Origin of the sequence: Streptomyces sp. NPDC046887, from assembly GCF_040644755.1 — a bacterium.
Taxonomy (GTDB): domain Bacteria; phylum Actinomycetota; class Actinomycetes; order Streptomycetales; family Streptomycetaceae; genus Streptomyces; species Streptomyces lichenis.
The window spans coordinates 1-26283 of sequence record NZ_JBEYXH010000002.1 but is presented as its reverse complement, the minus strand read 5'-3'; the positions used below and the strand labels follow the sequence as shown (position 1 = coordinate 26283).

The following is a 26283-nucleotide window of genomic DNA, read 5'->3' as shown; positions in this document are numbered from 1 at the left end:
GCCGGGTCATCCGGAGCCGTGGGGCGCCGAGGGGTCGCCCGGGCTTCCGTCGCCGCCCGGGTCGCCCGGCCCGGGGGTGCCGGTGATGACGGCGGCGAGGGTGGTTCCGGGTGGGAAGGCGCCCTCTTCGGTGAGGGTGGTGAGCCCGTGCAGCATTTTGGCCACATACAGCCGTTCCACCGCGAGCCCGTGGCGGGCGCCGAAGTCCTCGGCGAAGGCGTGCAGGGCGGGGGAGGTGCGGGCGTAGCCGCCGCCGTGGAAGCGCTCGTCCAGGCTCCAGTCGCCCACCGGGCCGCCGTACGCCGAGGTCTGGAGCGCGCGTATCCCATCGCCCAGGAAGCCGCCGCGCAGCACCGGTATGCCGAGGGCCCGCTGGTCCGGGCCCAGGCCGGCGGCCAGTCCGGCGAGGGTGCCGCCGGTGCCGCAGGCCACCGCGACCACGTCGGCCCGGCCGTGCAGCTCCCGGCCCAGCTCGGCGCAGCCGCGTACGGCCAGGGCGTTGCTGCCGCCCTCGGGCACCACGGTGCTGCCCTCGGGCGCCCGGTCCAGCAGCCCCGCCAGCACGTCCGGGTCGTCCTTGGCGCGGTAGGTGGCGCGGTCCACGAAGAGCAGCCGCATCCCGTCGGCGGCGCACCGGGCCAGCGACGGGTTGAGCGGCCGGCCGGCGAGCTCGTCGCCACGCACCACCCCGGTGGTGGGGAAGCCGAGCAGCCGGCCGGCCGCCGCCACCGCCCGCAGGTGGTTGGAGTAGGCGCCGCCGAAGGTGAGCACCGGCCGCCCGGCCGCGGCGGCCAGATTGGGCGCCAGTTTGCGCCACTTGTTGCCGGGCAGCGCGGGGTGGATCAGATCGTCCCGCTTCAGCAGCAGCCGCACCCCCCGCCGCGCGAACCGCTCGTCCGCCACCTCGTCGAGCGGCGAGGGCAGACGGGGGTGGAGGGGCGGGGGCGTGTTCACCCGGCCATTGTCCCGCGAGGACGGCCGTCGGCCCGCGAGCACGGGCACTGTCCCGCGAGGACGGCCGTCGGCCCGCGGTCACGGGCGCTGTCCCGCGAGGACGGCCGTCGGTCCGCGGCCACGGGCGCTGTCCCGCGTGGACGGCTGTGGGCCCGCGGGCACGTCGGCCCGCGGGGCGGGATCGGCTCAGCCCAGGCGGCGGCCGACGCGGGTGCGCATGGTGTTCATCGAGAAGCCGCGCGGGTCGATCTTCCCCGGCTGCCACTCCAGGTGGCCGATCACGGAGCGCTCGTTCCAGCCGTGCCAGCGGCAGATCGCGGCGGACGCCTTCTCGATGGCCAGCAGCTGGGCCTCGGGCCAGGGGTCCTGGCCGTCGCCGAGGTTCTCGCACTCGAAGCCGTAGAAGTGCCGGTTCCCGTCGGTGTTGGACTCGTTGTCCGGCGGCAGGGCGGTCTCCGCGATGACGGCCCGCAGCACGTCGTCGTCGCCCAGCCCGGCGTGGTTGGCGCGGCCGTAGCCGACCAGATGGACCCGGCCGTCCTTGGTGATCACCCCGTGGCAGAGCGGCCCGGGCAGGCCCGCGTAGCCGTCCCGGCAGATCCGCACGGTGGCGTCGGCGCCCTTGGTGACGGTGTGGTGGATCATCACCCCGTGCACCGGGCCCCAGGGGCCCTTGTGGTTGCGGTTGTGGGTGCGCCATGAGCCGACCTGGACGACGGTCAGCCCTTCGTCGCGCAGGATGTCGAGGAACGAACTCGCGGACATGGGTGTGGCCATGACCGCCTCCTTACATAGGACTGTCGGCCGCCGGGGCGAGGACGCGACCGGACGCGGCGGTCCGGCGGATGCGTGGGGGGCGCCCGGGGGCGGCCGTTGGGAGCGGGTCGGAGGGTGGTACGTACGGCGGCCGGCGATGTCTCGACGGCCGGCGGCCCCGGGGGATCGCGGGGGCACCGGATCGCGGAGTCGCGGGGATTCGGCGGAAGCACCGCTACCGGATTCCGGCTGGTACCGGTTCCCTACCCGCTCGGGCACCCTCCGTCCCCATTCATGTGCGTTGCGTTGACCGCACCGTGCGTTTTCGGCCACCCCGCCCCAACGGGGCCGGACGGGTGGAAACACGCGGTATTGCCCCGCCGGTTCCTGTTTCAGTCCCACTCCTTCGTGTAATGGCGCCGTCACGCATCGCGCTGACAGGCTCGTTGCCGCAGGCCGCCCGGTGATCACCCCGGGCGGTCCGCGCTGGGCGGTGCCCAGCCATCAGTGGTCATGTGGATCGATGTGTGCGAGGGGAACAGTCCATGACGGTTGGTTCGGTTGGTTCGGTCGACTCGGCCGGTTCGGTCGGCGGCGAGACCGGCTCCGAGCGGGGAGCCGCACAGCAGAGTCTCGGTACGGCCGCGGCCAGGAACCTGGCGACCACCACCAAGTCCGTACCGCAGATGCAGGAGATCACCTCCCGCTGGCTGCTGAAGATGCTCCCCTGGGTGCAGGTGCAGGGCGGCGCGTACCGGGTGAACCGGCGGCTCACCTACGCGGTCGGCGACGGGCGGGTCACCTTCGTGCAGACCGGGGACCGGGTCGCGGTCATCCCCGCCGAACTGCGCGAACTGCCCGCCCTGCGGGAGTACGCGGACGAGGCGGCGCTGGAGGAGCTGGCGCAGCGCTGCACCCAGCGGGAGTTCGCGCCCGGTGACGTCATCGCCGAGGAGGGCGCGGACAACGACCGGCTCTATCTGCTCGCGCATGGCAAGGTGGAGCGGATCGGCACCGGCCCGTACGGGGACGAGGCCGTGCTCGAAGTCCTGGCCGACGGGGCCTACTTCGGCGACGCCGCGCTGACCGAGGCGGACGCCGGCTGGGACGCCACCGTCCGGGCGGCGACCCGGTGCACCGTCCTCCAGCTCACCCGCGCCGACGTGCGCAACCTCGCCGACCGCGCCGAGTCGCTGGCCGGCCATCTGGACCGGGTGGCGGCCCTGCCCCGGCAGCGCACCAACAAGCACGGCGAGAAGGCCATCGAGCTGTCCGCCGGGCATGTCGGCGAGGCGGTCATCCCGCACACCTACGTCGACTACGAGGCCGCCCCGCGCGAGTACGAACTGAGCGTCGCGCAGACCGTGCTGAAGGTGCACAGCCGGGTCGCCGACCTCTACAACCACCCGATGAACCAGACCGAGCAGCAGTTGCGGCTCACGGTGGAGGCGCTGCGGGAGCGCCAGGAGCACGAGCTGATCAACAACCCGCGGTTCGGGCTGCTCGCCAACTGCGACTACGGGCAGCGGCTCCAGCCGCACGACGGGGCGCCGAGCCCGGACGACCTGGACGAACTGCTCTCCCGGCGGCGCGGCAACAAGCTCTTCCTGGCCCACCCCAAGGCGATCGCCGCCTTCGGCCGCGAGTGCAACCGCCGCGGGCTGGTGCCGGAGTCGATCGACGTCGGCGGGCACCGCATCCCCACCTGGCGGGGCGTGCCGATCTTCCCCTGCAACAAGATCCCGGTCTCCGACGCCCGCACCACCTCGATCATCTGCATGCGTACCGGTGAGGACGAGCAGGGCGTGGTCGGGCTGCACCAGACCGGCATCCCGGACGAGATCGAGCCCAGCCTCTCGGTCCGCTTCATGGGCATCGACGAGCAGGCGATCATCTCCTATCTCGTCACCGCCTACTACTCCGCGGCCATCCTCGTCCCGGACGCGCTCGGCATCCTGGAGAACGTCGAGGTCAGCCGCTGGCAGTAGCCGGCCGACCGGGGGCCGGCGCCACCAGCCGCGGCGCCGCCCTCGGTCCCGTACCGCACCTCCCGACGCAAGGGAGAGGCCAGGTGAACGGAGAGACCATGACCATGACCACCGACCGGAACACCGCGACCGGGGGTGACCGGGACACCGCGACCGAGGGCGACCGGAGCGCCGCGGCGTTCCTCGACCGCGCACGCGGCGCGGTGCACCCCGAACTACGGGCCGCCGTGGAGTCGTTGCCGCCCCCGGTGCGCAGAATCGCGCTGTACCACTTCGGCTGGACCCGGCCCGACGGCAGCCCGGTCGCCGGGCCGCCGGGCGGCAAGGCCATCCGCCCCGCCCTGGTCCTCGCCGCCGCGCGGGCGCTCGGCGGGGACCCCGCCTCCGCCGTACGGGCCGCCGCCGCGGTCGAGTTGGCGCACAACTTCACGCTTCTCCACGACGACATCGTGGACCAGGACTCCACCCGCCGCGGCCGGGCCACCGCCTGGGCGGTCTTCGGGATACCGGACGCCCTGATCGCCGGTGACGCCATGCTGGCCCTGGCGCTGCGGATGCTCGCCGAGGACCCGCACCCGGCCTCCGCCGAGGCCTCGGCCCGGCTGGCCGCCTGTGTCATCGAGCTCTGCGCGGGCCAGCAGACCGACTGCGCCTTCGAGGAGCGCGGCCCCGACGAGGTCTCCCTGGACGAGTGCCTGGCCATGGCGACCGCCAAGACCGGGGCGCTGCTGGGCTGCGCCTGCGCGCTCGGCGCCCTGTACGCGGGCGCCGGTGAGGCGGATGTGGCGGCGATGGACGCCTTCGGCCGGGAGGCGGGGCTGGCCTTCCAGCTCATCGACGACCTGATCGGCATCTGGGGCGACCCGGCGCGCACCGGGAAGCCCGCCGGGGCGGACCTGGCCGCGCGCAAGAAGTCCCTGCCGGTGGTCGCCGCGCTCCGGTCCAGGACCCCGGCCGGCCGGGAGCTCGCGGAGCTGTACGCCGGTGCGCCGCTGGACGCCGCCGGGGTGTTGCGGGCCGCCGACGCGGTCGAACGGGCCGGCGGCCGGGACTGGGCGCAGGCGGAGGCGGCGGACCGGATGGCGCTCGCCGTCCAGCAGCTCTCCGGGGCCGTACCGGAGCTGGCCGCGGCGGGGGACCTGCTGGCGCTGGCCGAGTTCGTCACCCGGCGCTCGTGCTGAGCCCAGGGGCCTCCGGATCGGTACCGGGTCGAAAACCCTTTCGCTATGCACTTCAGCTGAAGTAGTGTGGGCGAAGTGGTCATGGACCACCCCGACCGCCTGGAGGCCCTGTGCGCAAGCTCGTCTACCTCATCGCCTGCTCGATCGACGGTTTCATCGGGGACCCGGGCGGCGACGCCTCCTCCATGTACGGCTATGCGGAGGGCGAGTACCGGACCTGGTTGCTGGACGAGTACCCGGAGACCTTCCCGGCCCCGTACCTCGCCTCACTGGGGATGGCGGACGTGCCGCCCAAGCGGTTCGACACCGTCATCATGGGCCGCGCCACCTACCAGATCGGCCTGGACGCCGGGCTGCCCAGCACCTACGGCTCGCTCCGCGAGATCGTCGCCTCCCGCGGCCTCACCGAGTCCCCGCACCCGAACGTGGAGCTGGTCCGCGAGGACCTGCCGGCCCGGGTCCGCGAACTGAAGGCGGAAGACGGCCCGTTGGACATCTGGCTCTGCGGCGGCGCCGAGATCGCCGGTGTCCTGCGGGAGGAGATCGACGAGATCGTCGTCAAGACCTATCCCCAGGTCTACGGCTCCGGGATGCCGATGTTCGGCGCCGGCTTCGCGGTGAGCGACTTCGCCCTGGAGGACGTCCACACCTTCCCCAACGGCGTGCTGGTGCGCCGCTACGTGCGCCAGCGCTAGCCCCCGCCCGGACAAGAGGGCCAAGACCGGCCCAAGTCCGGCGCGATGGGCCTCCGGCCGCACGCCGGAGGCCGCCGTACCGCTACAGTCCGCGCCATGTCATCGGAGTCGACGGAAGTCTGGACCGGCTGGTACCGGGACCGCCGCGGCGCGGAAGCGATCGCGATCACGGCGGACGGCGGGCGGCGCATCGCCATCCGCATCAGGGGCGTGGAGTACACGGGCACCCGGCTGGAGGCGCTCACCGCGGACGAGGAGAACGGCGGACTGCCGCTGTCCGGCTGCGTGCTGGAGTGGGACCTGCCCATGCCGGTGGTCCTCGCCGACGGCTCCGTCCAACCCGCCACCCTCAGCTGCCTGCTGGCTCTCGGCGAGGCCCTGTCCGACGGCTCTCCCGAGCGGGTGGACCTCCAACTGACCCTGCACTGGGGCGGCGCCGCCTACGAGTCCGGCCTCTGGGGCGGGGACTTCGAGCAGGCCCTGGGCCGGGTGCGCCGCCAACTGCCGCCCGGCACCCGCTTCGAGCGCACGGGCGCCCCCGTCGAGGCGGCCGTCTGACCCCCGTACCGGGAACACCTCCGTACCGGGAACACCTCCGTACCGGGCGGATCTCGCCCCGGAGGCACACGCACCGGAGCACCGGAGCCGCGAGGGCTCCGGTGCTCCGGGGGCTTACGTCGGGGGTCAGCCGACCTTGGCCGCCGACGCCAGGCCGTTGGCCCACAGCTGGTTCACCCGGGCGCGCTCGCGGGAGTCCGGCACCGCGTTGGTGCAGGAGGTGCCGGGGCCGCCGCCGGACATCAGCTGGCTGCACGGACCCGAGTAGGTGTCCGGCAGGCCGAGCACATGGCCGGTCTCGTGGGCGGTGACCCGGTTGGAGTTGTACTGCTGGTTCTGCCGGTAGTCCAGGAAGATGTAGCCCCGCCCGTGGCCGTCGGTCGACGCGTACGAGCCGCGCGAATCGTTGCCCTCGTAGTAGCGGAAGTCCGGGCTGGAGCTGGTCTCCTGGAGCTGGACGTTGCTGACCGAGCTGTTCCAGATGCGGGTGGAGTTGGCTATCTGGCTGCGGAAGCTCGGGGCGTTGGACACCGAGTAGCGGACCGTCACGGCCAGCGCGCTCGGGTTGGCCGCGCGCTTCTCGGCGACCGACTTCAGCACGGCGTCGAAGAACGCCTTGTTGGCCTTGGCCTCCTGGCTCGAACCGTTGTAGGCGGCGTACGCGGCGGGCGCGTCCACCGGCGCGGGCGCGGCGGAGGCGGTCGCCGGAACGGCGGCCAGCGCGGCGGCGAGGCTCAGGGCGGCGGCCAGCCCGGCCTTGGAGAGCTTCATGGGGGGCTCCTTGTGGGGTAACTGCCGGAACGGTTGGGTGGGCCGTCCGGTCTGACAGGAGTGTCGGGGAAAGCTGGCCCCGTACGGATGATGCCAACGGGTGATAACCCCGGCGTATCGCCACCCCCAACTCCCCCTGCGTGTCTGGTGTGACGTGCGGTGCCCGTCCTAATCTGCGGATATGGAACTGGAGGTGAGACACCTGCGGGCGCTGTGCGCCATCGCCGACAGCGGCAGCCTGCACAAGGCCGCCCGCCAGCTCGGCGTCAGCCAGCCGTCCCTGACGACCCAGCTGCGCCGCATCGAGAACGCCCTCGGCGCGGAGCTGTTCACCCGGGCCCGGGGCGGCTGCCGGCCCACCCCGCTGGGTCTGACCGTGCTCAGCCGGGCCCGCCCGCTGGTGGCGCAGATGGCGGTGCTGGTCAGCGAGACCCGGGCGGCGGCCGCCTGCCCGGACGGGGCCCGGCTGCGGGTCGGCTCCACCGCCAGCCGCGCGCTGGCCGGCTGGCTGCGCCGACTGCGGCAGCGGCTGCCCGGGACCGACATCACCCTGCATATGGACGTCTCCGCCAACGCCCTGCTGCGTGCCCTCGCCGCCGGACAGCTCGACGTGGCCTTCGTCCACGAGGTGGAGGGCAGCCCGCTGCGGGTCCCGGAGGGCCTGGAGCGGTACGTCCTGGTGGAGCGGGAGCCGCAGTTCGTCTCGCTGGCCCTGGACCACCCGGCCGCCGGATCCGCCGTGGTGGACCTGGCCGATCTCGCGGACGACCGCTGGATGGTGGACCCCACCGTGGACGGCGAATGGGACGGGCTGCGCCGGGTGCTGGACGAGGCCGGTATCGACCCGCCCATCCTGCACGCCGACTACCACACGGCCAGCTCGCTGATCGTCGCCGGAGAGGCCGTGGCGCCCTGCCAGCCGACCTCGGGGCCCCGCGACGACATGGCGATCCGCCCGTTACTGGGCGACCCGCTGGGCGTAAGGCTGCTGCTCTACAGCAGACCCGGCGCCGAGGCCGGCCCTCCCGCGTACGCCGAACTCACCGCCGCCTACCGGGACGCCGCCCTACGCGCCCGCCCCTACCGCCAGTGGCTGATGTGCCACGGCAGCCCCCTGATCCAGGCGGCCTGACCCGCCCGCCCCCGACTCCCCCCTCCCCGCTGGGAAACCCCCACTCCTCCCAGAAGGCCATACCGCCCATGACCCCCACCGCCCCGCCCGTTCGCCGCGCTACTTTCGCAGCGCCTCCAGGGCCGCGCGCATCTCGCCCCCCAGCAGCCGCCGCAGCTCCCGCTCGGTCGGCACCTCACCCTCGTCGTCGGAGCCGTACCAGCTCCAGGACAGCTCCAGGGTGAACCACCCGTCCCGGGCGGCCAGCGACATATTGCCGACCTCCTTCTCCCCGGTGCCGGACTTCCGCACGGTCGTCACCGTGTACGCCTCGTCGCCCAGGTCGTCGGCGGGTGCCACCTCGTAGCTGTAGTCGTCGGTGGAGCGGTCCTCGGACGCGCTCTGCAACGAGGCGAACTCCGGCGCCGGGTCCGACCCCTTGTGCCACACGGCGTGCGCGGAGAGATAGCCGTCCGCCAGCGTGGTGTCCTCGGCGCCCTTGGCGTTCAGCCGGCGGCTGCACGAGCTCTGGTCGACGCCCTTCTGCCGGGAGCCGTACGCGTCGCCGTCCTCGATGTCCTGGAAGTCGTAGCGCTTCTCGAACCCCTCGAAGCGGAACGTCTCGCAGAGGTCGGCGGCGTACCGGTGCCCCCCGAACTCCGGCTCCGGATCGTCCAGCACCCCGCTGCCGAAGAGCGCCCCCGCCCACACCGCCGACGCCACCAGGACACCGCCGAGGCCCCACACCCACCCCGGCACCCGTCTGCGCCCACTGGGCGGGGCCGGTGGGCCGTGCGGTATCGGCGGATACGGCCCACCGGGGCCGGACTGCCCGGGAACGTGCCCGAGCGGCTGCGCGTAGGGGTTCTGCCCCACCGGCCCGCCGGGCCGATGCGGACCGGGACCGGGCGGATAGGACGGCGGAGGCGTCGACATGGCCCGACGCTACCCCCCGAGCACCCTCCGCATGCGCCGACGGCCGCTCCACAGCAGCCAGTTGGGGCCCGGGGCCGATGGTCCGGGCTCCGGTCCCGGTACGCCGACGGGGCCCGTCCGGTGTCGCTGGACGGGCCCCGTGGGTGATGCGCGGCAGGGTCAGGCGGCCTGCTTGGTCTCCCAGAAGATCTTGTCGATCTGGGCGATGTGGTCCAGGGCCTTCTGGCCGGTGGCCGGGTCCTTGGAGCCCTTGGCGGCCGAGAGGGCCTTCAGGGTGTCGTTGACCAGCTGGTGCAGCTCCGGGTACTTCTCGAAGTGCGGGGGCTTGAAGTAGTCGCTCCACAGCACCGAGACATGGTGCTTGGCCAGCTCCGCGCGCTCCTCCTTGATGGTGGTGGCGCGGGCCTGGAAGTGCGGGTCGTCGTTGCCGGCCATCTTGTCCTGGATGGCCTTGACCGACTCGGCCTCGATACGGGCCTGGGCCGGGTCGTACACGCCGCAGGGGAGGTCGCAGTGCGCGCTGACCTTCACCGTGGGGGCGAACAGGCGGGAAAGCATGGTGCCGTCCTTCCTCGTGATCGTCTTCTCAGGTGGGACATTACTCCCTGAGGCGGCGCTTTTCTCGGGTGCCCCCGTGGGCTTACGACAAAAGTCCGGGGCGAGGAGGGGACCTGTGGAGGAAGCTCCAGGGAGTGGAGGAGAGCGGTCGATGAGCGGGCGGCGCAGGGGCCAGGGGCCCGCGTGGGGGTTCGCCGAGGTGGTGGGGCCGTCCATGGTGCCGACCCTGGTGCACGGGGACCGGCTGCTGGTCCGCTACGGGGTGGAGCTGCGCACCGGGGACGTGGCGGTGATGCGCCATCCGCTCCAGCAGGACCTGCTGATCGTCAAGCGGCTGGCCGGCTGGCGGCCCGGCGGCTGGTGGGTGCTGGGGGACAGCGAGGCGGCCGAGGGCACCGACAGCCGGGCCTTCGGCCCCGTACCGGAGGAGCTGGTCCTCGGGCGGGTGGCGGCCCGCTACCGGGGGATGCGGCCGGGGCTTCAGCGCTCGCCCGGCGCGGTGCTCGCCTGGCTGGCCTCGGCGGTGCGGCCGGTGTCCGCCGCGCCGGCCTCCCGGCGCTTGCGGGCCCGGTAGGCGGCCACGTTGGCGCGGGTGGCGCAGCGGTCGGAGCAGTAGCGCCGGGAGCGGTTGGTCGAGGTGTCCAGATAGGCGTTGCGGCAGGGCGCGGCCTGGCACAGGCCCAGCCGGTCCGCCCCGTACTCGGTGAGATGGAAGGCGAGGCCCATCGCGGCGATCGCCGCGTACCCGGTGGTGGCGTTGGAGGAGTGGTCCGCCAGGTGCATGTGCCAGCGCGGCCGGCCCTCGTCGTCCAGGAAGTCATGGCCGGAGATCTGCGGGCTGACCGGGAACTCCAGCAGCAGTGAGTTGAGCAGGTCCACCGCCCCGCCGTGGTCGCCCTCGTCGGCGGAGGTGAAGACGGCGCGCAGCCGGGCGCGGATGGAGCGGAAGCGGGTGACGTCGGAGTCGGTGACCCGCCGGGCCATCTGTGAGGCCGCGCCGAACAGTTCGCGGACCGCCTCGACCGAGGTGAGGGAGTCGGAGCCGCGCGCCGGCTCCTCGGTGTTCACCAGTCGTACGGCGTAGTCCGAGTAAGAGGCCAGTTCCACTTGTAGTCCTTACGGCGGCGGTCTAGGGTCGGGCGGAAGGCGGTAAGAGACGGTACTCAGTCGAGGGTATTACGGAGGTCGGCGGTGGCGGAGGCGTCTGCGGAAAAGGGAACGGGGATGGGGATGGGCATGGGGAATGGTGGGGTGGCCGACTGGGCGGGGTGGCAGGAGAGCTGGGACCGCCAGCAGGAGTGGTACATGCCCGACCGCGAGGAGCGGTTCCGGGTCATGCTCGACATGGTCGAGGCGCTCGCCGGCACCGCGCCGAGGGTGCTGGACCTCGCGTGCGGTACGGGGAGTATCACGGACCGGCTGCTGAAAAGGTTCCCGGACGCGAGCAGCACCGGGGTGGACCTCGATCCCGCCCTGCTGGCCATCGCCGAGGGCTACTTCGCCGGTGACGAGCGGGTCTCCTTCGTCCGGGCGGATCTGAAGGACCCGGAGTGGACCAAGGCGCTGCCGCACACCTCGTACGACGCGGTGCTCACGGCCACGGCTCTGCACTGGCTGCACAGCGAGCCGCTGGCCACCCTGTACGGGCAGCTCGCCGGAGTGGTGCGGGAGGGCGGTGCCTTCATGAACGCCGACCGGATGATCGACGAGACCACCCCGCGGATCAACGAGGCCGAGCGGGCCCACCGGTATGCCGCGATGGAACGGCGCAAGGCGGCCGGGGCGGTGGACTGGGCCGGCTGGTGGGAGCTGGCCGCCAAGGACCCGGCGCTGGCCGGTCCGACCGCCGAGCGGTTCGCGATCTACGGGGAGCACGCCGACGGCGACACCCCCTCCGCCGACTGGCACGCCCGTACCCTGCGCGCGGCCGGCTTCGCCGAGGCCCGCACGGTCTGGTCCTCGCCGAGCGACGCGCTGGTGCTGGCGGTGCGGTAGCGGGGGAGCGGAAAGGACGAAGGGGCGGTACGGAATCCCGTACCGCCCCTTCGCCGTGCGGCTGCCGCGGAGCTACAGCACCTTGGACAGGAACGCCTTCGTCCGGTCGTGCTGGGGGTTGGTGAGCACCTCGCGGGGGTGGCCGGACTCCACGACCACGCCGCCGTCCATGAAGACCAGCGAGTCGCCGACCTCGCGGGCGAAGCCCATCTCGTGGGTGACGACCACCATGGTCATGCCCGACTCGGCGAGGTCCCGCATCACGTCCAGGACGTCGCCGACCAGCTCGGGGTCGAGCGCGGAGGTCGGCTCGTCGAAGAGCATCAGCTTGGGCTCCATGGCGAGCGCCCGGGCGATCGCCACCCGCTGCTGCTGGCCGCCGGAGAGCTGCGAGGGGTAGTTGCCGGCCTTGTCGCCGAGGCCGACCCGGTCCAGCAGCTTCTTCGCCCGCTCCCGGGCCACCGCCCGGGTCTCGCCCTTGACCTGGACCGGCGCCTCCATGACGTTCTCCACGGCCGTCATGTGCGGGAACAGGTTGAAGCGCTGGAACACCATGCCGATGTCCCGCCGCTTCAGCGCGACCTCGCTGTCCTTCAGCTCGTAGAGCTTGTCGCCCTTCTGCCGGTAGCCGACCAGCTCGCCGTCGACGTACAGCCGGCCGGCGTTGATCTTCTCCAGGTGGTTGATGCACCGCAGGAAGGTGGACTTGCCGGAGCCGGACGGGCCGATCAGGCAGAACACCTCGCCCTCGGCCACCTCCAGGTCGATGCCCTTGAGGATGTGGGCGGCGCCGTAGGACTTGTGGACGCCCTCGGCCTTCACCATGGCGGTCATGCGGCACCTCCCGCCGGGCGGTTGGACAGGGACAGGACGTTGGCCTTGATCTTCTGGAAGACGGTCGGCGGCAGGCTGCGGCTGGAGCCGCGGGCGTAGTACCGCTCCAGGTAGTACTGGCCGACGCTGAGGACCGAGGTCAGGATCAGGTACCAGGAGGCGGCGACGAAGAGCATCTCCACCGGGGCGCCGGAGGTCTGGCCGATGTCCTGGGCGTTCCGTAGCAACTCGTAGAACTGCACGGTCGAGACGAGTGAGGTCGTCTTCAGCATGTTGATGACCTCGTTGCCCGTGGGCGGCACGATCACCCGCATCGCCTGCGGGATCACGATCCGGCGCAGGGTCTTGGAGTGGCTCATGCCCAGGGCGTGCGCGGCCTCGGTCTGGCCCTCGTCCACCGCGAGGAGGCCCGCGCGGCAGATCTCGGCCATGTACGCGGCCTCGTTGAGGCCGAGGCCGAGCAGCGCCGTCAGGAACGGCGTCATGAAGTCGGCCCACTCGTCCTTGTAGACCGGGCCCATGTTGATGAACTCGAAGACCAGGCCCAGGTTGAACCAGATGATCAGCTGGACCAGGACCGGGGTGCCGCGGAAGAACCAGATGTAGAACCAGGCGATGGAGGAGGTCACCGGGTTCTTGGAGAGCCGCATCACCGCCAGGAGGATGCCTCCGACGATGCCGATCGCCATGGAGACGGCGGTCAGCAGCAGGGTCTGCCCGACGCCCTCCAGGATCCGGTCCTCGAAGAAGTACTCCGGGATGGCGTCCCAGTTGATCTTGCCCTGCGAGAAGGCGTAGACGATCGCGGCGAACAGCGCGATCGCGACGACCGCGGTGATGTAGCGGCCGATGTGCCGGACCGGGATCGCCTTGATGGCTTCCGGGCCGCCGGGCGGCGGAGGGGTGTCCTCCGCCGGCTTCTTGTCGATGTCAGTGCTCACGGTGGTGCCTTTCAGGCCTGCGCGGTGCTCTGCGGCCGGACGCTCAGACGCCGCCGTTGATCTTGGCCTCGGTCACCGCACCCGCGGCGACACCCCACTTGTCCAGGATCTTCTTGTACTCGCCGTTGGCGATGATGGCGTCCATCGCCGACTTGATCGCGTCCCGCAGCTGGTCGTTGCCCTTGGCCACGGCGATGCCGTACGGGGCGGCCTCGACCTGCTCGCCGACGATCTGGAAGTCGTTGCCGCCGCCGGAGGTCTGCACCGCGTAGGCGGCGACCGGGAAGTCCGAGGAGCCGGCGTCGGCGCCACCGGAGCGCAGCCGGGTCTGGGCCAGCTGGTCGTTGTCGAAGGACTGGATGGCGATCTCGCCCTTCTTGCCCTCCGTGCACTTCTTGGACTCGGCCTTGGCCAGGTCGTGCGAGACCGTGCCGCGCTGCACCACGAGCTTCTTGCCACACAGGTCCGACCAGGTCTTGATGCCCTTGTCGGCGCCCTTCTTGGTGTAGACCGAGACACCGGCGGAGAAGTAGTCGACGAAGTCGACGCCCTCACCGACCTTCTTCTTGGTCTCCGAGTCGACACCCTCCTGGCGGTCCTTGGTGTCCGTCATCGCCGACATGGCGATGTCGTAGCGCTTGGCGCGCAGGCCGGTGATCAGGGTGTCGAAGGTGCCGTTCTGGAACTCGAACTTCACCCCGAGCTGCTTGCTCATCGCGTCGGCGATGTCCGGGTCGATGCCGGTGGTCTTGCCGTCCTTGTCCTTGAACTCGACCGGGGCGTACGCGATGTCCGAACCGACCTTGATCACGCCCTTGTCGCGGATCGCCTTGGGCAGGCGGTCGGCGAGCGGGGCGGCGACGGCGGCCTGGGAGGAGCCCTCGTCCTTGGGGGCGACCTTGCCGCTCTCGGTCTGGTCGCCGCAGGCGGTCAGCAGCATCGAGCCGGCGACCGCGACGGCGGCGAGGGCGGCTATCCGGGACGGCTTCGACGTCCGGGTCCTCGCGGTGGCCGAACGGGTGGTGCTTGCGGTCATGGTCGGGTTCCTCCGGCTGGTGAAGGCTCGTGGAGCTGCTGGAGCTCGCGAAGAGGGGAAGCCAATCGGTCGGGCACACACACCTTCGGGTGTCGCGACCTCGTGCGAATACGCGCATCTTGCCATTCGGACCGGGGGGCGCAGGGGACTTGGCATGTCAAAATCGGATAACGGGAAACCCCCGATCCCCGCGAGGCCGGTACGACAAGGCCGGACCATCTGCGGGGCACCGACTTCCGGGCCGGAAAATCTCCGGTCGATCTCGTCATGTGGACGGTATTCCGGCGGCAATGCGGTGTGGGTGCGGACTTGTCGGCATTTCCGGGCATGAGTCGTTACGCCGGTCACAGTCCGTGTCCGGTGAATGGGGGCCGGGGTGGGGTCCGGTCGGCTGAGGGCGGCTGACGGCCGACTGACGGGCGGGCTGACGGTCGGGCTGACGGCCGGGCTGACGGTCGGTCGATGCCGGTCGACGCCGGCCGATGCCGACTGACGGGCCGGACCCGGCCGGTCCGCCGGACGGACCCGCGCAGTCCCGACGGCCGGCCCCGGGCGACCCGCATGTGCCGTCGCCCATACCGACTCGTCGTCGGTGCCCTCCGTCCGGTAGAACAGACCCTTACACCCCTCATCCGGGGCTCAGGGCGCGTGTGCGGCGCGCCCGCGCGTACGCAACCTCCCCCCGGCGGGGGCGGGTCATCCGCCGCCGCAGGGCGCGTACGCGGGTCCGCCCACCCCTCCTCAACCAGGAGTGGCCACCCTCAACTGCAAAGAATTAAGGGGTCAACACCATGGCAGCGGAGATCGTGAATCCTCGCAGCGACAGCGACAAGGGCACCCAGAGTGCCGAGAGTGCCGCCGGCGAACCCTTCGATCCGGCGTTCGCCCTGCACCGGGGCGGCAAGATGGCGATCCAGGCGACCGTGCCGGTGCGCGACCGGGACGACCTGTCCCTGGCGTACACCCCCGGCGTCGCCAAGGTGTGCACCGCCATCGCCGAGCAGCCCGAGCTCGTCCACGACTACACCTGGAAGTCCCAGGTGGTCGCCGTGGTCACCGACGGCACCGCGGTGCTCGGGCTCGGCGACATCGGCCCGGAGGCCTCCCTCCCGGTGATGGAGGGCAAGGCGATCCTCTTCAAGCAGTTCGGTGGGGTGGACGCGGTCCCGATCGCGCTCGCCACCACCGATACCGACGAGATCGTGGACACCATCGTCCGCCTGGCCCCCTCCTTCGGCGGGGTCAACCTGGAGGACATCTCGGCGCCGCGCTGCTTCGACATCGAGCGCAAGCTCCAGGAGCGGCTGGACATCCCGGTCTTCCACGACGACCAGCACGGCACCGCGGTGGTCACCCTGGCGGCCCTGCGCAACGCCGCCAAGCTCACCGGCCGCGGCCTGGGCGAGCTGCGCGCGGTGATCTCCGGCGCGGGTGCGGCGGGTGTCGCCATCGCCAAGTTCCTGCTGGAGGCCGGGCTCGGTGACGTGGCGGTCGCCGACCGCAAGGGCGTGGTCAGCCGCGACCGCGAGGACCTCACCCCGGTCAAGCGGGAGCTGGCCGAGCTCACCAACAAGGCGGGCATCTCCGGCACCCTGGAGTCGGCGCTCGCCGGGGCGGACGTCTTCATCGGCGTCAGCGGCGGCACGGTCGCCGAGGAGGCCGTGGCCTCCATGGCCCCGGGCTCGTTCGTGTTCGCCATGGCCAACCCGAATCCGGAGGTCCACCCGGACGTGGCGCACAAGTACGCCGCGGTGGTGGCCACCGGCCGCTCGGACTACCCGAACCAGATCAACAACGTGCTGGCCTTCCCCGGCATCTTCGCCGGCGCCCTCCAGGTCCGGGCCGCCCGGATCACCGAGGGCATGAAGATCGCCGCCGCCAACGCGCTGGCGGATGTGGTCGGCGACCAGCTCGCCGCGGACTATGTGATCCCCTCGCCGTTCGACGAGCGGGTCGCCCCGGCCGTCACGGCCGCGGTGGCCGCCGCCGCCCGCGCCGAGGGCGTCGCGCGCCGCTGACACCACCCAGGGCCGCGCCGCACCCCGTGCAGGGTGCGGCGCGGCCCCCTTTCTGCCGTTACGCCCTTCCGCTGGGAGCCCCCGACCGGTGACCTCCGTCCTGCCGCCGGCCCGTACCGCCGCCGCGGGTCTGCTGACCGTCCGGCAGCTGCTCCGCGTCGAGGACGGGGAGGAGCTGCCCGCGCTGCTCTGGGACGCGGGGCCCGGCTGGCGGATGATCAGCAGCGCGGTACTCGGCGGCGGCCTCGGACCCCGTGCCTGGGTGCTGAACGCCCAGGTCGCGCACGGCTACCGGCGCCCCGACCCGGACCGCCACCTGGCCGAGCTGGCCCGGGCGGCGGGCGCGGCCGGTCCGGGGGTCGGCCTGATGACCGCCGCGGAGGTGCGCGGCCGCGCACATGCGGAGGACGGCGGCGCCGAGGCGGTGGTGACCTCCGGGGTCTCGGTACGCGGCTGGGCGGCCGCCCCGCCGGTCCCGGTACGGGGCCGGGCGGCCGTACCAGGGGGGAGCGCGCCCGCCCAGCCGGGAAGTGCGCCCGCCGAGCCGGGGAGTGCCGCCTCGCGGGGGAGCGCGCCTGCCCAGTCGGGGAGTGCCGCCGCCCCGCAGGGAAGCGCCGCCCCACCGGAGAGCGCGCCCGCCCCCGGCACCATCAACATCCTGGCCGCCCTCCCGGTGGCGCTCACCGACTCCGCCCTGGTCAACGCCGTGGCCACGGCCACCGAGGCCAAGGTCCAGGCACTGCTCGACCTCGGCTACGACTGCTCCGGCACCCCCACCGACGCGGTCTGCGTCGCCGCCCGCGAACCCCGCCCCGGCGACCCCCTCCACGCCTTCGCCGGCCCCCGCTCCCCCTGGGGCGCCCGCCTGGCCCGCGCCGTCCACCAAGCCGTCCGCGAGGCCACGCCCGCCCCCTGAGGCCCGGCGCCGATACCGAGGCCCCGGTTGGACTTCCGTCCTTGGCCCTTGGACGGTTCGCGCGATGTCGGCCGGTGCTCTTCCCGAGTTCACCCTGGGCTGCTGCAATGCCCCGGCGCGACAGCCCTGGAACCCCCACCCTGGAGGCGCGAGTGAACCTGGTCGTCAACGGCGACGCCGAGACCGGACCCGGAGGTACCGACACACCCGTCACCACGGTGACCGGGTGGCGGGTGGCGCAGGGCGCGCCCGCGCTCGTCGCGTACACCTTCGGCGGCGGCTATCCCGGCACCGGCGATCCCGGGCCGGACCGGCGCGGCAGCCGCTTCTTCTCGGGCGGGAACTCCCCGCGTACCGCCCTGGTGCAGGACATCGCCCTGCCCGCGTCCGGGGCGACCGGGCACGCGGCGATCGACGCGGGCCGGGTGCGGTACGCGGTGGAGGCCTGGCTCGGCGGATACGCCACCCAGGAGGACGGGGCCCGGCTCTCGGTGGAGTTCCGGGACGGCCGGGGCACCCCGGTGGCGCTCAGCGTGCTGGGGCCGGTGACCTCCGGCGAGCGGGGCGGTCGGACCGGGCTGGTCAAGCGGGCCGCCGGGGCGCTGGTGCCGCCTGGGGCGCGTACCGCCCGGCTGCTGCTGGTGCTCACCCGCACCGGCGGCGGCACCTCCAACGACGGTTACGCGGACGGGATATCGCTCACGCTCACGGGGGGCAGCAAGTGACGCTGGACCGACGGACCCTGCTGAAGGCGGCCGGCGCCGCCGGGGCGCTGAACACCGTCTGGCCGCTGTCGGCCGGGCTGTCGCCCGCCCAGGCGCGGGAGGCCGCCGAGGCCCTGGGCGCCGACTACGACCCGGCCCCCTTCACCCTGGGCGTGGCCTCCGGCGACCCGCAGCCGGGGTCGGTGGTGCTGTGGACCCGGCTGGCCCCGGAGCCGCTCGCCGCCGAGCAGAAGCTGCCCGAGGTGGTGGCCGTGGAGTGGGTGGTGGCCGAGGACCAGGCGCTGAGCCGGGTGGTCGCCCGGGGCAGCGCGCCCGCCTCCGCCACCCTCGGGCACAGCGTGCACGTCCCGGTGCAGGGGCTGGCCGCCGGACGGACGTACTGGTACGCCTTCAAGGCGCTGGGGAAGACCAGCCGGGTGGGGCGGACCCGGACCGCGCCCAGCGGCACCGTGTCCCGGGTGCGGTTCGCCGCCGCCAACTGCCAGGCCTTCCACGACGGCTACTACGCCGCCCACCGCGGCATCGCCCGCGAGGACGTGGACTTCGTGGTCCACCTGGGCGACTACATCTACGAGCACGGGCCGGTCGGCGGCGACCATGTCCGCGACCACGAGGGCCCGGCCGTCCTCACCCTCGCCGACTACCGCCGCCGGCACGCCCTGTACAAGGGCGACGCCTCCCTGCGCGAGGCGCACGCGGCCCACCCGTGGTTCCTGACCTGGGACGACCACGAGGTGGCCAACGACTACAGCGGTACGGGCGGCGGGGCGCCGTTCCTGCAACGGCGGGCCGCCGCGTACCAGGCCTGGTACGAGAACATGCCGCACCGCGACGGCGGCGAGTCCGCGCTGCCCGACCCGGTGCTGCACCGCACCCGGCGCTGGGGCAACCTGCTGGAGCTGACCGTCCTGGACCTGCGCTCCTACCGCTCGGCGCAGAACCTCGCCGACGGCACCATCCTGGGCGCGGAGCAGAAGGGCTGGCTGAAGGGCACCATCGACCGGGCGCCGGACTCCTGGCACGTCTGGGCCAACTCGATCATGCTCAGCCAGCTGCGCGGGCGGCCCGGCGGCTCGTATATGTTCACCGACCAGTGGGACGGCTTCCTGGCCGAGCGCAAGGAGATCCTCGGCCATGTGCACAGCAGCGGCCTGGAGGACCTGGTGGTGGTCACCGGCGACTGGCACTCCGCCTTCGTGGACGACCTCCGGGTGGACTTCGACGACACCTCCTCCCCGCTGGTCGGCACCGAGTTCACCGCCCACTCGGTGACCTCCGGCGGCTACGCGGCCGACTGGAACACCACCAACGGCCCGCTGATGGGCCGGGGCAACCCGCATCTGAAGTACTTCGAGGGCAACCGCTACGGCTATGACGTCTACGAGCTGACGCCGGAACGGTTCACCACCCGGATGCGGGTGATCGCCGACCGCCGCGACCCGCTCTCCCCGGTCACCACCCTGACCAGTTTCCATGTGGACCGGGGCCGCACCGGCTCGTACGAGGATCCGGCGACCAAGGGCAGCCCGGCCCAGTGGCGCCGCGACTGATCCCACCTCTCAGCGATCGGGACGCGGCGCGTGTCACACCCCGGTGTGGTTCCGCCGCGTCCCGTGACCGCCCTAGGGTCGGGCCATGTTCGCTGCCTACGCCGCCAGAATCGACCGCGACCAGCCGCTCAACGGCCTTGAACTGGGCGAACGCCCGGAGCCCGAGGCACGTCCCGGCTGGACCACCGTCACCGTCAAGGCCGCCTCGCTCAACCACCACGACCTGTGGTCGCTGCGCGGGGTCGGCCTCGGCGAGGACAAGCTGCCGATGATCCTCGGCTGCGACGCCGCCGGGATCGACCAGGACGGCCGGGAGGTGGTGCTGCACTCGGTGATCGGGCAGAGCGGCCACGGCGTCGGCCCCGACGAGCCGCGCTCGCTGCTGACCGAGCGCTACCAGGGCACCTTCGCCGAGCGGGTCACCGTCCCCGCCTGGAACGTGCTGCCCAAGCCGAAGGAGCTGTCCTTCGAGGAGGCCGCCTGCCTGCCGACCGCCTGGCTCACCGCGTACCGGATGCTGTTCACCAACGCCGGGGTACGCCCCGGGGACTCGGTGCTGGTGCAGGGCGCCGGCGGCGGGGTGGCCACCGCCGCGATCGTCCTCGGCAAGGCGGCCGGCCTTCGGGTGTACGCCACCAGCCGCGACGAGGCCAAGCGGAAGCGGGCCGTCGAACTGGGCGCCGCCGAGGCCTTCGAGCCGGGCGCCCGGCTGCCGCACCGGGTGGACGCGGTGATCGAGACGGTCGGCGCGGCCACCTGGTCGCACTCGGTGAAGTCGCTGCGGCCCGGCGGCTCCCTGGTGATCTCCGGCGCCACCAGCGGCGACCGCCCCTCGCACGCCGAGCTGACCCGGATCTTCTTCCTGGAGCTGAAGGTGGTCGGCTCCACCATGGGCTCCAAGGACGAGCTGGAGGACCTGCTGTCCTTCTGCGCGGCCACCGGGGTGCGCCCGGTGATCGACGGGGTGCTGCCGCTGGACCGGGCCCGGGACGGCTTCGAGCGGATGGCGGCCGGCGACCTCTTCGGCAAGATCGTGCTGACCGTCTGAGGGAGCGGGAGGGAGCGGGAGGGAGGGGGAGGGAGGGAGCGGGAGGGGCGGGACATGTGGCCGGTCTGCGTCTTGATGGCGGCTCGGGCCCGCTGATGGGATCTCCGGCACCCGAGCCGGAGGTCCCCCGTGCGCCTACTCGCCCCCGCCGCCGCCCTGGCCGCGCTGCTGGCCCTGCTGCCGTCCGCCCCCGCCCCCGTGCCTGTGTCGTCGATCTCCGTCTCCGTCTCCGTCTCCCCCTCCGCTGAGGGCATTCCGCCGCTCACCGACGAGCGGGGGCGGGTGCTCACCCTGCGCGGCTGGAACGTGGAGGACAAGTCCGGGCGAGGGGCGGACGCCCTGGCCGCCATCACCGAGAAGCACTTCCGCGACCTGAGGGCCCACGGGTTCGGCTTCGCCCGGCTGCTGGTCTTCTGGGACGACCTGGAGCCCCGGCGCGGGCAGTACAGCGAGGCGTATCTGCGGAAGATCGACCGGATCCTGGGTTGGGCGCACCGCCATCGGATCCGGGTGCTGATCGACGCCCACCAGGATGTCTTCGGGCCCGCGTTCGGGCACCGGGGCATCCCGGAGTGGGCGACCAGGACCGACGGGCTGCCGTTCACCCCGCGTCCGGACGACTGGTTCTCCGAGTACTTCGAGCCCGCGGTGCAGCGGGCGTTCACCCATCTCTACGAGGACGCCGACCTGCGCCGCGCCCAGGCGGCCATGTGGCGGGTGCTGGCCGGGCGGTTCGGCGGCCACCCGGCGGTGCTCGGCTACGACCTCATCAACGAGCCGATGGGCGAGCTGCGGCCGGGGGAGGAACTGCCGGACGCGGCCCGCCGGATCGAGCGGGAGCAGCTGACCCCGATGTACAACCGGATGGCGGCGGCGGTCCGTTCGGTGGACCGGGGAAGCTGGCTGTTCGTCGAGCCCACGCCGATCGTGGGGGAGGGCGTGCCCACCGGGCTCGACCGGATCCGGGACCCGAAGGTGGTGTACGCGCCGCACTTCTACAACACCGCGATGGAGGCGGGCGCCGACTACGACCCGGAGGCCGGGTGGATCGAGGCCTATGAGGCGGCGGTGACCGCGTACCCGCGGCGCTACCGGGTGCCGGTGGTGGTGGGGGAGTGGGGCCCGCTGAACAACTCCCTGCCGCACATGGGCCGGTTCTACCGGGACGCGCTCGCCTCGCTGAACCGCTACTCCTCCGGCTGGGCGGGCTATGTCTGGTGCTACGGCGGCGGCTACTGCGCGCTGGACGGCCAGGGGCGGTGGCGTACCCACAAGGAGCAGACGGCCGCGCCGTACGCGGAGGCGGTGGCGGGCCGGGTGCTGGCCGCCGGTCCGGAGGGGGTGCGGTACGTGGCGGGGGCCGGCCGCGGGTCCGGGCCGACCGTGCTCTCCCTCCCGCCCGCCCCGACCGGGTGGCGGGTGACCGTGGAGGGCCGCGCCTGGCCGCGTACGGCGGTGGTGGCGCCGGGGAAGTCGGCCCGGGTGCGGGTGGGCGCGGCGCCGGGGGCGAGGGTGTCGGTCGGCTGGACCCCCATGCTCGCCGTATCCGTCAACAAGGGTTGACGTATCGACGGGTGTCAACCTACATTGACACCATGACCGAAGCAACGGATCTCGCCGCACGCGCGGGCGACCGGGACCCCCGGATCGGCCTGCGGGCCGTCGCCGCGCTGCGGCGCCTGCTGGAGCAGTTGGAAGCCGTCCAGGTCCGCGGCGCACGCGCGCAGGGCTGGTCGTGGCAGGAGATCGCGGCCGAACTGGGCGTCAGCCGCCAGGCCGTCCACAAGAAGCACGGGAGGCACTGAGATGTTCGAACGGTTCACCGCGGCGGCCCGTACGGCGGTCAAGGCCGCCGTCGAGCACGCCGAGCGCACCGGTGCCGGCCCCGTCACCGAGGAGCATCTGCTGCTCGCCCTGCTGGATCTGGAGGGCACCCCGTCCGCCGCCGCCCTCGACCGGCTGGGGGTCACCGCCCGGCGGGACCAGGTGGTCGCCGGGCTCGCCGAGGCCTCCCGGCGGGCCGGGCTGACCCGGGCGGACGCCGAGGCGCTCGCCGGGCTCGGCATCGACGTGGCCGAGATCGTCTCCCGGGTGGAGGCGGTGCACGGCACCGGGGCGCTGCGCGGTGACCGCCGGTTCCGGCGCCGCTTCGGAGGGGGCCGTCTCACCCCCGAGGCCAAGGGCGTCCTGGAACGCTCCCTGCGGGTCGCCCTCGGCCGCGGCGACCGGTACATCGGCGACGAGCACCTGCTGCTCGCCCTCGCCGCCCGCCCCGGCCCGGTCGCCGACGTCCTCGCCGAACAGGGCGCCACCTACGGGGCTCTGGAACGCGCCCTCGCCGAGGGCGGCGAGCCGGGAGAGGGGGCGGTGGCCTAGGTCGGGCGGAGGGTCGCCATGGTACACAAGCTGTACCATGGCGATATGGCCCTCAAGCGAACCAACGTCTACGCGGACGAAGCCGACCTCGCGCTGATCAAGGCTGCTTCCGCGCGCCAAGGAGTCTCCGAGGCGGAGATAATCCGCGAGGGGATCCACCGTATGGCCCTGGCGACACGTGTCTGGGACGAGCCGTTCCTCGACGATGACGACGTCTTCGACTTCGGTGGTCCCGTCACCGCCGAAGACATCGCGCCGATCGTCGCCCGGGCCGCGGACGACGACCGCGCGAGGTGACTGAAGGGTGATCGTCATCGCCGACACAACGGGTCTCCTCGCCCTGTTCAACTCCGGCGATCCCGCACACGTGGGCTCCCGCAAGGTCGCCGACGAGGCAGCACTCCTGGTGGCCAGCCCGCCGACGCTCACCGAGGTGCACCACGTCGCCACGGCCCGGGCGGGGCGGGGCGCGGCCGACGCCATCCTGCGGAAGCTGTCGCTGCGAACCCGCTCCATGCGACTCGTCCTCGCCGAGACCACCGGTGACCTCCTCGACAAGGCCCTGGACGTGCGGGCGCGGTACCGGGACCTGAACCTCGATCTGGTGGACGCGGTGAACGTCTGCCTGGCCGCCCAGTACGGCACGGACGCCGTTCTCACCCGGGATGTACGCGACTTCCGGGCCCTGCGCCCACTCGACCGGCACCCCTGTTTCCGGGTGCTGCCAGACGATCTGTAGCCGTCACCCCGTCCCGCCCCCGCCGGACACTGCTCGTCGTTCGCGCGCGGTGCTGCGGGCGGCCGGCCCGCTACCCCTTCCCGTCCCCGCCCTCCGGCGCCCGGAGCAAGGCGGTGATCCGGGTCGAGGCGGTGGCCAGATGGCGGCGGGCCTCGGCGAGTTGGGCGGCGTCCACGCCGTGGTCGCGGGCCGCGTCCCGTACCTCGTCGCGGAGCCGGTCCAGCAGCCGCTCCAGCGAGCGGGCCGGGTCCTCGGCCGGGTCCGCCGCACCCCACTCGGGTGCGGCGGCCGCGGCGGGGCCGGGGTCGGGCTTGGCGTACGGGGGCGCGGTCGGCGTTCCGGCGAAGAGGCCGCCGAGCCGGCCGGCCAGGTCCGACAGGCCGTCGCGGACCCCGGCCGGCCAGGGGCCGCCCGACAGATGCTGCTGCACCTGCTCCTGGACCTGCTGGGCCATCCGCTGCACCTCCCGGCGGGCGCGCTCCTGGGCCTCCTCGGCCTGCTTGCGGGCGCTGCGGGCGTCCTCGCGGGCGCGCCGCGACTCGTCCCGGGCCTGCCGGGTCTGCTCCCGCCACTGCTGCCGGGCCCGGCGCAGCTCGTCCTTCGCCGCCCACCAGGCGTCCCGCTGCTCCTCACCGCCGCCCGGGGGCCCCTCGTACCGGCTCTCCCCGGCCGCCGCCCGCATCTCCTGGCGCAGCGAACCGGCCGCCCCGCGCACGTCCTCCCGGATCTCCGCGGCCAACTCGGCCACCGAGTCCCGGATCTCCACCTCCAGGTCGGCCAGCTCGCCGCTGCGGTCGGCCAGTTCGGCGCGCCCCGCGTCGGTGATGGCGTACACCTTGCGGCCGCCCTCGGTGGTGTGCCGGACCAGCCCCTCCGCCTCCAGCTTGGCCAGCCGGGGATAGACGGTGCCGGCGGAGGGCGCGTACAGGCCCTGGAAGCGCTCCTCAAGGAGCCGGATGATCTCGTAGCCGTGGCGCGGGGCCTCGTCCAGCAGCTTGAGCAGATACAGCCGCAGGCGGCCGTGGGCGAACACGGGCATCTCAGAGCACCTTCCCCTCGGGGGCGTCGGGAGTCTCGGGGGCGTTGGGAGCGTCGGGGTTGTCTGCGGCCGTGGGGGCCTCCGGCTCGGGGCGGCGGAGCAGGGCGAGGGAGCCGGAGACCGTGGTGGCCTTCAGCGTGCCCCGGCCCGCGCCGAGCCGGCCGGTGATCCGCTTGACGCCCCACTGGCCGTCCACCCGGAGGTCCTCGAACGCGTTGGAGACGCTGCCGCCGGCGGTCGTCGCCTCCACCCGGGCGTCGGCCGGATGTGGCAGCCGGATGGCCACCTCGCCGGAGACCGTGTTCAGCCGTACGTCGCTGGGCGCGTCGGCCGGGTCCAGGTCGATCACCACGGCCCCGCTCACCGACTCGGCCCGTACCGAGGCGCCCGCGCCCTCCACCACCGTCAGCCCGCCGGACACCGACCGGAACCGCAGCCCGCCGGTGACCGCCTGCACCTCCACGTCCCCGGCCACCGTCTCGGCCCGCACCTCGCCGGAGATCCCGGTCAGGGTGGCCGGGCCGTGCACCCCGCGGACCTCCGCGCTCCCCCGCACCCCGGAGACCACGACCTCCGCCCCGACGTACCCGACCGAGACGACCGCGTCCGCCGGTACCGCCACCGAGACGACGGCGCCGCGCTCCCACTCCTTGCCGCCCAGCCAGGAGAGCAGCCCCTTCCAGGCCAGATCCGGGTACGCCACGGTGAGGACGCCGTCCTCCTGGGTGACGGTGAGCGGCGGGCCCGAGAGCGCGGACACCTCCAGCCGCGCGGGCCCCTCCTCCACGCCGACCACGTTGACGGCGCCGTCCACCACGCGTACCCGCAGCTGGGTGACGGGGTCGTCGAAGGTGAGCCGTACGGGCTCGCTGACCGACCATTCCGGCATGGCGCCTCCTCGGCTCGCAACGCGAGATATCGCGTTCTCCGGTAGATACGATATATCGCGGATCCGAGGCGTCAAGAGAGCCGGATGCCGTGCGGGGCGCTCGCTAGGCTGTACGCATGTACTTCACGGACCGTGGCATCGAGGAACTGGAGAAGCGGCGCGGCGAGGAGGAGGTCACCTTCGAGTGGCTGGCCGAGCAGCTGCGCACCTTCGTCGATCTGAATCCGGACTTCGAGGTCCCGGTCGAGCGCCTCGCCACCTGGCTCGCCCGGCTGGACGACGAGGACGACGACGAGTAGGCGGCCCCGCCGCCAACGAGGGAGATCCCATGTTCGGGAGCGCACTGAACGAGCTGTTCGCCCCCGGGCGGCGGCACACCGAAGAGGAGAAGCGCCGCCAGGAGATGACCCTGGAGGAGGTGGGGGACGCCGACCCCGGGCGCGGTCCGATAGACCTGGGCAGCGGGGTGGTCGTCATCCGCGTACCGGGGGCCCGGGTTGAGGGGGGCGGGGACGCCTCGTAGCGGCAGGAGCCGTACGCGAAGGGGCCCGGTCCCGCGAGACGCGCTCGCGGGTCACCAGCCCCGAGGGCTCGGTCGAGCACACCGGTGACAACCTCACCGGTGAGGGCGACGGCGACGACGAGTCGCTGATCGTGGACCTGGGCCGG

General features: G+C 73.0%; 30 protein-coding genes and 1 pseudogene. 20 read left to right on the top strand and 11 right to left on the bottom strand.

Annotated elements, in window-relative coordinates:
• Window positions 1-6: 6 nt before the first annotated feature.
• The gene (locus ABZ945_RS03175) at window positions 7-954 is read right to left on the bottom strand and encodes a pyridoxal-phosphate dependent enzyme (protein ID WP_361263024.1); all 948 of its coding nucleotides are present in this window, start codon (window positions 952-954) and stop codon (window positions 7-9) included.
• Between the two features lie 186 nt (window positions 955-1140).
• Complete coding sequence (locus tag ABZ945_RS03170; RefSeq protein ID WP_361263021.1) at window positions 1141-1731, bottom strand: N-acetylmuramoyl-L-alanine amidase; 591 nt, start codon at window positions 1729-1731, stop codon at window positions 1141-1143.
• Window positions 1732-2255: 524 nt separating this feature from the next.
• On the opposite strand from ABZ945_RS03170, the gene ABZ945_RS03165 reads away from it, so the two are divergent.
• The 4 genes from ABZ945_RS03165 (at window position 2256) to ABZ945_RS03150 (ending at window position 6132) form a co-directional block, all read left to right on the top strand.
• The gene (locus tag ABZ945_RS03165; protein WP_361263018.1) at window positions 2256-3698 is read left to right on the top strand and encodes a family 2B encapsulin nanocompartment shell protein; all 1443 of its coding nucleotides are present in this window, start codon (window positions 2256-2258) and stop codon (window positions 3696-3698) included.
• A gap of 104 nt (window positions 3699-3802) precedes the next feature.
• On the top strand, window positions 3803-4879 hold the full coding sequence (locus ABZ945_RS03160; RefSeq protein ID WP_361263821.1) for a family 2 encapsulin nanocompartment cargo protein polyprenyl transferase: 1077 nt from the start codon (window positions 3803-3805) through the stop codon (window positions 4877-4879).
• A gap of 110 nt (window positions 4880-4989) precedes the next feature.
• Entirely contained in the window at window positions 4990-5574 is a 585-nt protein-coding gene (locus tag ABZ945_RS03155; RefSeq protein ID WP_361263016.1) for a dihydrofolate reductase family protein, read from the top strand.
• A 96-nt stretch (window positions 5575-5670) separates the two neighbouring features.
• Complete coding sequence (locus ABZ945_RS03150) at window positions 5671-6132, top strand: DUF6304 family protein (RefSeq protein ID WP_361263013.1); 462 nt, start codon at window positions 5671-5673, stop codon at window positions 6130-6132.
• A 126-nt stretch (window positions 6133-6258) separates the two neighbouring features.
• Here the strand turns inward: ABZ945_RS03150 and snpA are convergent, their stop codons facing one another.
• A complete protein-coding gene (gene snpA, locus ABZ945_RS03145) occupies window positions 6259-6903 on the bottom strand; it encodes a snapalysin (protein ID WP_361263010.1) in 645 nt (214 codons plus the stop codon).
• Window positions 6904-7084: 181 nt separating this feature from the next.
• Between snpA and ABZ945_RS03140 the strand changes: the two genes are divergently transcribed.
• Complete coding sequence (locus ABZ945_RS03140) at window positions 7085-8035, top strand: LysR family transcriptional regulator (RefSeq protein ID WP_361263007.1); 951 nt, start codon at window positions 7085-7087, stop codon at window positions 8033-8035.
• Window positions 8036-8134: 99 nt separating this feature from the next.
• Here the strand turns inward: ABZ945_RS03140 and ABZ945_RS03135 are convergent, their stop codons facing one another.
• Both ABZ945_RS03135 and sodN read right to left on the bottom strand, forming a co-directional pair.
• Window positions 8135-8950: a hypothetical protein gene (locus ABZ945_RS03135; protein WP_361263004.1), complete on the bottom strand. Its 816-nt coding sequence runs from the start codon at window positions 8948-8950 to the stop codon at window positions 8135-8137.
• Between the two features lie 159 nt (window positions 8951-9109).
• Window positions 9110-9508, bottom strand: coding sequence for a superoxide dismutase, Ni (gene sodN / locus ABZ945_RS03130; RefSeq protein WP_248632608.1), 399 nt, complete (start codon window positions 9506-9508; stop codon window positions 9110-9112).
• Between the two features lie 151 nt (window positions 9509-9659).
• On the opposite strand from sodN, the gene sodX reads away from it, so the two are divergent.
• On the top strand, window positions 9660-10082 hold the full coding sequence (sodX, locus tag ABZ945_RS03125) for a nickel-type superoxide dismutase maturation protease (RefSeq protein ID WP_361263000.1): 423 nt from the start codon (window positions 9660-9662) through the stop codon (window positions 10080-10082).
• Here sodX and ABZ945_RS03120 read toward each other — a convergent pair.
• Complete coding sequence (locus ABZ945_RS03120; RefSeq protein WP_361262997.1) at window positions 9989-10615, bottom strand: CGNR zinc finger domain-containing protein; 627 nt, start codon at window positions 10613-10615, stop codon at window positions 9989-9991. The two genes, sodX and ABZ945_RS03120, sit on opposite strands and share 94 nt — an antisense overlap.
• A 129-nt stretch (window positions 10616-10744) precedes the next feature.
• Between ABZ945_RS03120 and ABZ945_RS03115 the strand changes: the two genes are divergently transcribed.
• Window positions 10745-11503, top strand: a complete 759-nt coding sequence (locus tag ABZ945_RS03115; protein ID WP_361262995.1) for a class I SAM-dependent methyltransferase — start codon at window positions 10745-10747, stop codon at window positions 11501-11503.
• A gap of 72 nt (window positions 11504-11575) precedes the next feature.
• Here the strand turns inward: ABZ945_RS03115 and ABZ945_RS03110 are convergent, their stop codons facing one another.
• Genes ABZ945_RS03110 through ABZ945_RS03100 form a run of 3 tightly spaced genes read right to left on the bottom strand, consistent with a single transcriptional unit; the run spans window position 11576 to window position 14314 of the window.
• Window positions 11576-12337, bottom strand: coding sequence for an amino acid ABC transporter ATP-binding protein (locus tag ABZ945_RS03110; RefSeq protein ID WP_361262992.1), 762 nt, complete (start codon window positions 12335-12337; stop codon window positions 11576-11578).
• Window positions 12334-13278 (bottom strand): amino acid ABC transporter permease, encoded by a 945-nt coding sequence (locus tag ABZ945_RS03105; RefSeq protein WP_248632611.1) that lies wholly within the window; start codon window positions 13276-13278, stop codon window positions 12334-12336. The genes ABZ945_RS03110 and ABZ945_RS03105 overlap by 4 nt, the downstream gene beginning before the upstream one ends.
• 43 nt (window positions 13279-13321) lie before the next feature.
• The gene (locus ABZ945_RS03100; RefSeq protein WP_361262988.1) at window positions 13322-14314 is read right to left on the bottom strand and encodes an ABC transporter substrate-binding protein; all 993 of its coding nucleotides are present in this window, start codon (window positions 14312-14314) and stop codon (window positions 13322-13324) included.
• Between the two features lie 791 nt (window positions 14315-15105).
• Between ABZ945_RS03100 and ABZ945_RS03095 the strand changes: the two genes are divergently transcribed.
• The 10 genes from ABZ945_RS03095 to ABZ945_RS03050 all read left to right on the top strand — a co-directional run bounded on the left by ABZ945_RS03095 (window position 15106) and on the right by ABZ945_RS03050 (window position 23686).
• A complete protein-coding gene (locus ABZ945_RS03095; RefSeq protein ID WP_361262985.1) occupies window positions 15106-16332 on the top strand; it encodes an NADP-dependent malic enzyme in 1227 nt (408 codons plus the stop codon).
• A gap of 88 nt (window positions 16333-16420) precedes the next feature.
• On the top strand, window positions 16421-17248 hold the full coding sequence (locus ABZ945_RS03090) for an adenosylcobinamide amidohydrolase (RefSeq protein ID WP_361262982.1): 828 nt from the start codon (window positions 16421-16423) through the stop codon (window positions 17246-17248).
• 152 nt (window positions 17249-17400) lie between these two features.
• A complete protein-coding gene (locus ABZ945_RS03085; RefSeq protein ID WP_361262979.1) occupies window positions 17401-17973 on the top strand; it encodes a phosphoesterase in 573 nt (190 codons plus the stop codon).
• Complete coding sequence (locus ABZ945_RS03080) at window positions 17970-19523, top strand: alkaline phosphatase D family protein (protein WP_361262976.1); 1554 nt, start codon at window positions 17970-17972, stop codon at window positions 19521-19523. Before ABZ945_RS03085 ends, ABZ945_RS03080 begins: the two co-directional genes overlap by 4 nt.
• A gap of 85 nt (window positions 19524-19608) precedes the next feature.
• Window positions 19609-20571, top strand: a complete 963-nt coding sequence (locus tag ABZ945_RS03075) for a zinc-binding dehydrogenase (protein ID WP_361262973.1) — start codon at window positions 19609-19611, stop codon at window positions 20569-20571.
• Between the two features lie 198 nt (window positions 20572-20769).
• The gene (locus ABZ945_RS03070; RefSeq protein WP_361263819.1) at window positions 20770-22134 is read left to right on the top strand and encodes a cellulase family glycosylhydrolase; all 1365 of its coding nucleotides are present in this window, start codon (window positions 20770-20772) and stop codon (window positions 22132-22134) included.
• 32 nt (window positions 22135-22166) lie between these two features.
• Window positions 22167-22376 (top strand): helix-turn-helix domain-containing protein, encoded by a 210-nt coding sequence (locus ABZ945_RS03065; RefSeq protein ID WP_248632618.1) that lies wholly within the window; start codon window positions 22167-22169, stop codon window positions 22374-22376.
• A gap of 1 nt (window position 22377) precedes the next feature.
• On the top strand, window positions 22378-22947 hold the full coding sequence (locus tag ABZ945_RS03060) for a Clp protease N-terminal domain-containing protein (RefSeq protein WP_361262968.1): 570 nt from the start codon (window positions 22378-22380) through the stop codon (window positions 22945-22947).
• Window positions 22948-22992: 45 nt separating this feature from the next.
• Entirely contained in the window at window positions 22993-23244 is a 252-nt protein-coding gene (locus tag ABZ945_RS03055) for a CopG family transcriptional regulator (protein WP_361262965.1), read from the top strand.
• A gap of 7 nt (window positions 23245-23251) precedes the next feature.
• Window positions 23252-23686 carry a PIN domain-containing protein gene (locus ABZ945_RS03050; RefSeq protein WP_361262963.1) on the top strand — a complete coding sequence of 145 codons (435 nt, stop codon included), beginning with the start codon at window positions 23252-23254 and terminating at the stop codon, window positions 23684-23686.
• Window positions 23687-23756: 70 nt separating this feature from the next.
• Here ABZ945_RS03050 and ABZ945_RS03045 read toward each other — a convergent pair whose 3' ends face one another.
• Both ABZ945_RS03045 and ABZ945_RS03040 read right to left on the bottom strand, forming a co-directional pair.
• Window positions 23757-24725, bottom strand: a complete 969-nt coding sequence (locus ABZ945_RS03045; protein ID WP_361262960.1) for a helix-turn-helix transcriptional regulator — start codon at window positions 24723-24725, stop codon at window positions 23757-23759.
• Between the two features lies 1 nt (window position 24726).
• Window positions 24727-25614, bottom strand: coding sequence for a DUF4097 family beta strand repeat-containing protein (locus ABZ945_RS03040; RefSeq protein ID WP_361262958.1), 888 nt, complete (start codon window positions 25612-25614; stop codon window positions 24727-24729).
• A gap of 116 nt (window positions 25615-25730) precedes the next feature.
• Between ABZ945_RS03040 and ABZ945_RS03035 the strand changes: the two genes are divergently transcribed.
• From ABZ945_RS03035 to ABZ945_RS03025, 3 genes and pseudogenes are all read left to right on the top strand, one after another.
• Window positions 25731-25913 (top strand): DUF6104 family protein, encoded by a 183-nt coding sequence (locus ABZ945_RS03035; RefSeq protein ID WP_019075209.1) that lies wholly within the window; start codon window positions 25731-25733, stop codon window positions 25911-25913.
• Window positions 25914-25942: 29 nt separating this feature from the next.
• Window positions 25943-26137 carry a DUF6191 domain-containing protein gene (locus tag ABZ945_RS03030; RefSeq protein WP_361262954.1) on the top strand — a complete coding sequence of 65 codons (195 nt, stop codon included), beginning with the start codon at window positions 25943-25945 and terminating at the stop codon, window positions 26135-26137.
• A 44-nt stretch (window positions 26138-26181) separates the two neighbouring features.
• Window positions 26182-26283 (top strand): annotated as a pseudogene (locus ABZ945_RS03025) (TerD family protein); the annotation flags it as partial.

Coding starts and splice junctions, on each gene's coding strand:
- ABZ945_RS03170 (WP_361263021.1), bottom strand. CDS start 1,731: ATGGCCACACCCATGTCCGCGAGTTCGTTCCTCGACATCCTGCGCGAC.
- ABZ945_RS03065 (WP_248632618.1), top strand. CDS start 22,167: ATGACCGAAGCAACGGATCTCGCCGCACGCGCGGGCGACCGGGACCCC.
- ABZ945_RS03160 (WP_361263821.1), top strand. CDS start 3,803: ATGACCACCGACCGGAACACCGCGACCGGGGGTGACCGGGACACCGCG.
- ABZ945_RS03035 (WP_019075209.1), top strand. CDS start 25,731: ATGTACTTCACGGACCGTGGCATCGAGGAACTGGAGAAGCGGCGCGGC.
- ABZ945_RS03115 (WP_361262995.1), top strand. CDS start 10,745: ATGGGGAATGGTGGGGTGGCCGACTGGGCGGGGTGGCAGGAGAGCTGG.
- ABZ945_RS03140 (WP_361263007.1), top strand. CDS start 7,085: ATGGAACTGGAGGTGAGACACCTGCGGGCGCTGTGCGCCATCGCCGAC.
- ABZ945_RS03045 (WP_361262960.1), bottom strand. CDS start 24,725: ATGCCCGTGTTCGCCCACGGCCGCCTGCGGCTGTATCTGCTCAAGCTG.
- ABZ945_RS03030 (WP_361262954.1), top strand. CDS start 25,943: ATGTTCGGGAGCGCACTGAACGAGCTGTTCGCCCCCGGGCGGCGGCAC.
- ABZ945_RS03165 (WP_361263018.1), top strand. CDS start 2,256: ATGACGGTTGGTTCGGTTGGTTCGGTCGACTCGGCCGGTTCGGTCGGC.
- ABZ945_RS03060 (WP_361262968.1), top strand. CDS start 22,378: ATGTTCGAACGGTTCACCGCGGCGGCCCGTACGGCGGTCAAGGCCGCC.
- ABZ945_RS03055 (WP_361262965.1), top strand. CDS start 22,993: ATGGCCCTCAAGCGAACCAACGTCTACGCGGACGAAGCCGACCTCGCG.
- ABZ945_RS03075 (WP_361262973.1), top strand. CDS start 19,609: ATGTTCGCTGCCTACGCCGCCAGAATCGACCGCGACCAGCCGCTCAAC.
- sodX (WP_361263000.1), top strand. CDS start 9,660: ATGAGCGGGCGGCGCAGGGGCCAGGGGCCCGCGTGGGGGTTCGCCGAG.
- ABZ945_RS03150 (WP_361263013.1), top strand. CDS start 5,671: ATGTCATCGGAGTCGACGGAAGTCTGGACCGGCTGGTACCGGGACCGC.
- ABZ945_RS03100 (WP_361262988.1), bottom strand. CDS start 14,314: ATGACCGCAAGCACCACCCGTTCGGCCACCGCGAGGACCCGGACGTCG.
- ABZ945_RS03110 (WP_361262992.1), bottom strand. CDS start 12,337: ATGACCGCCATGGTGAAGGCCGAGGGCGTCCACAAGTCCTACGGCGCC.
- ABZ945_RS03135 (WP_361263004.1), bottom strand. CDS start 8,950: ATGTCGACGCCTCCGCCGTCCTATCCGCCCGGTCCCGGTCCGCATCGG.
- ABZ945_RS03095 (WP_361262985.1), top strand. CDS start 15,106: ATGGCAGCGGAGATCGTGAATCCTCGCAGCGACAGCGACAAGGGCACC.
- ABZ945_RS03040 (WP_361262958.1), bottom strand. CDS start 25,614: ATGCCGGAATGGTCGGTCAGCGAGCCCGTACGGCTCACCTTCGACGAC.
- snpA (WP_361263010.1), bottom strand. CDS start 6,903: ATGAAGCTCTCCAAGGCCGGGCTGGCCGCCGCCCTGAGCCTCGCCGCC.
- sodN (WP_248632608.1), bottom strand. CDS start 9,508: ATGCTTTCCCGCCTGTTCGCCCCCACGGTGAAGGTCAGCGCGCACTGC.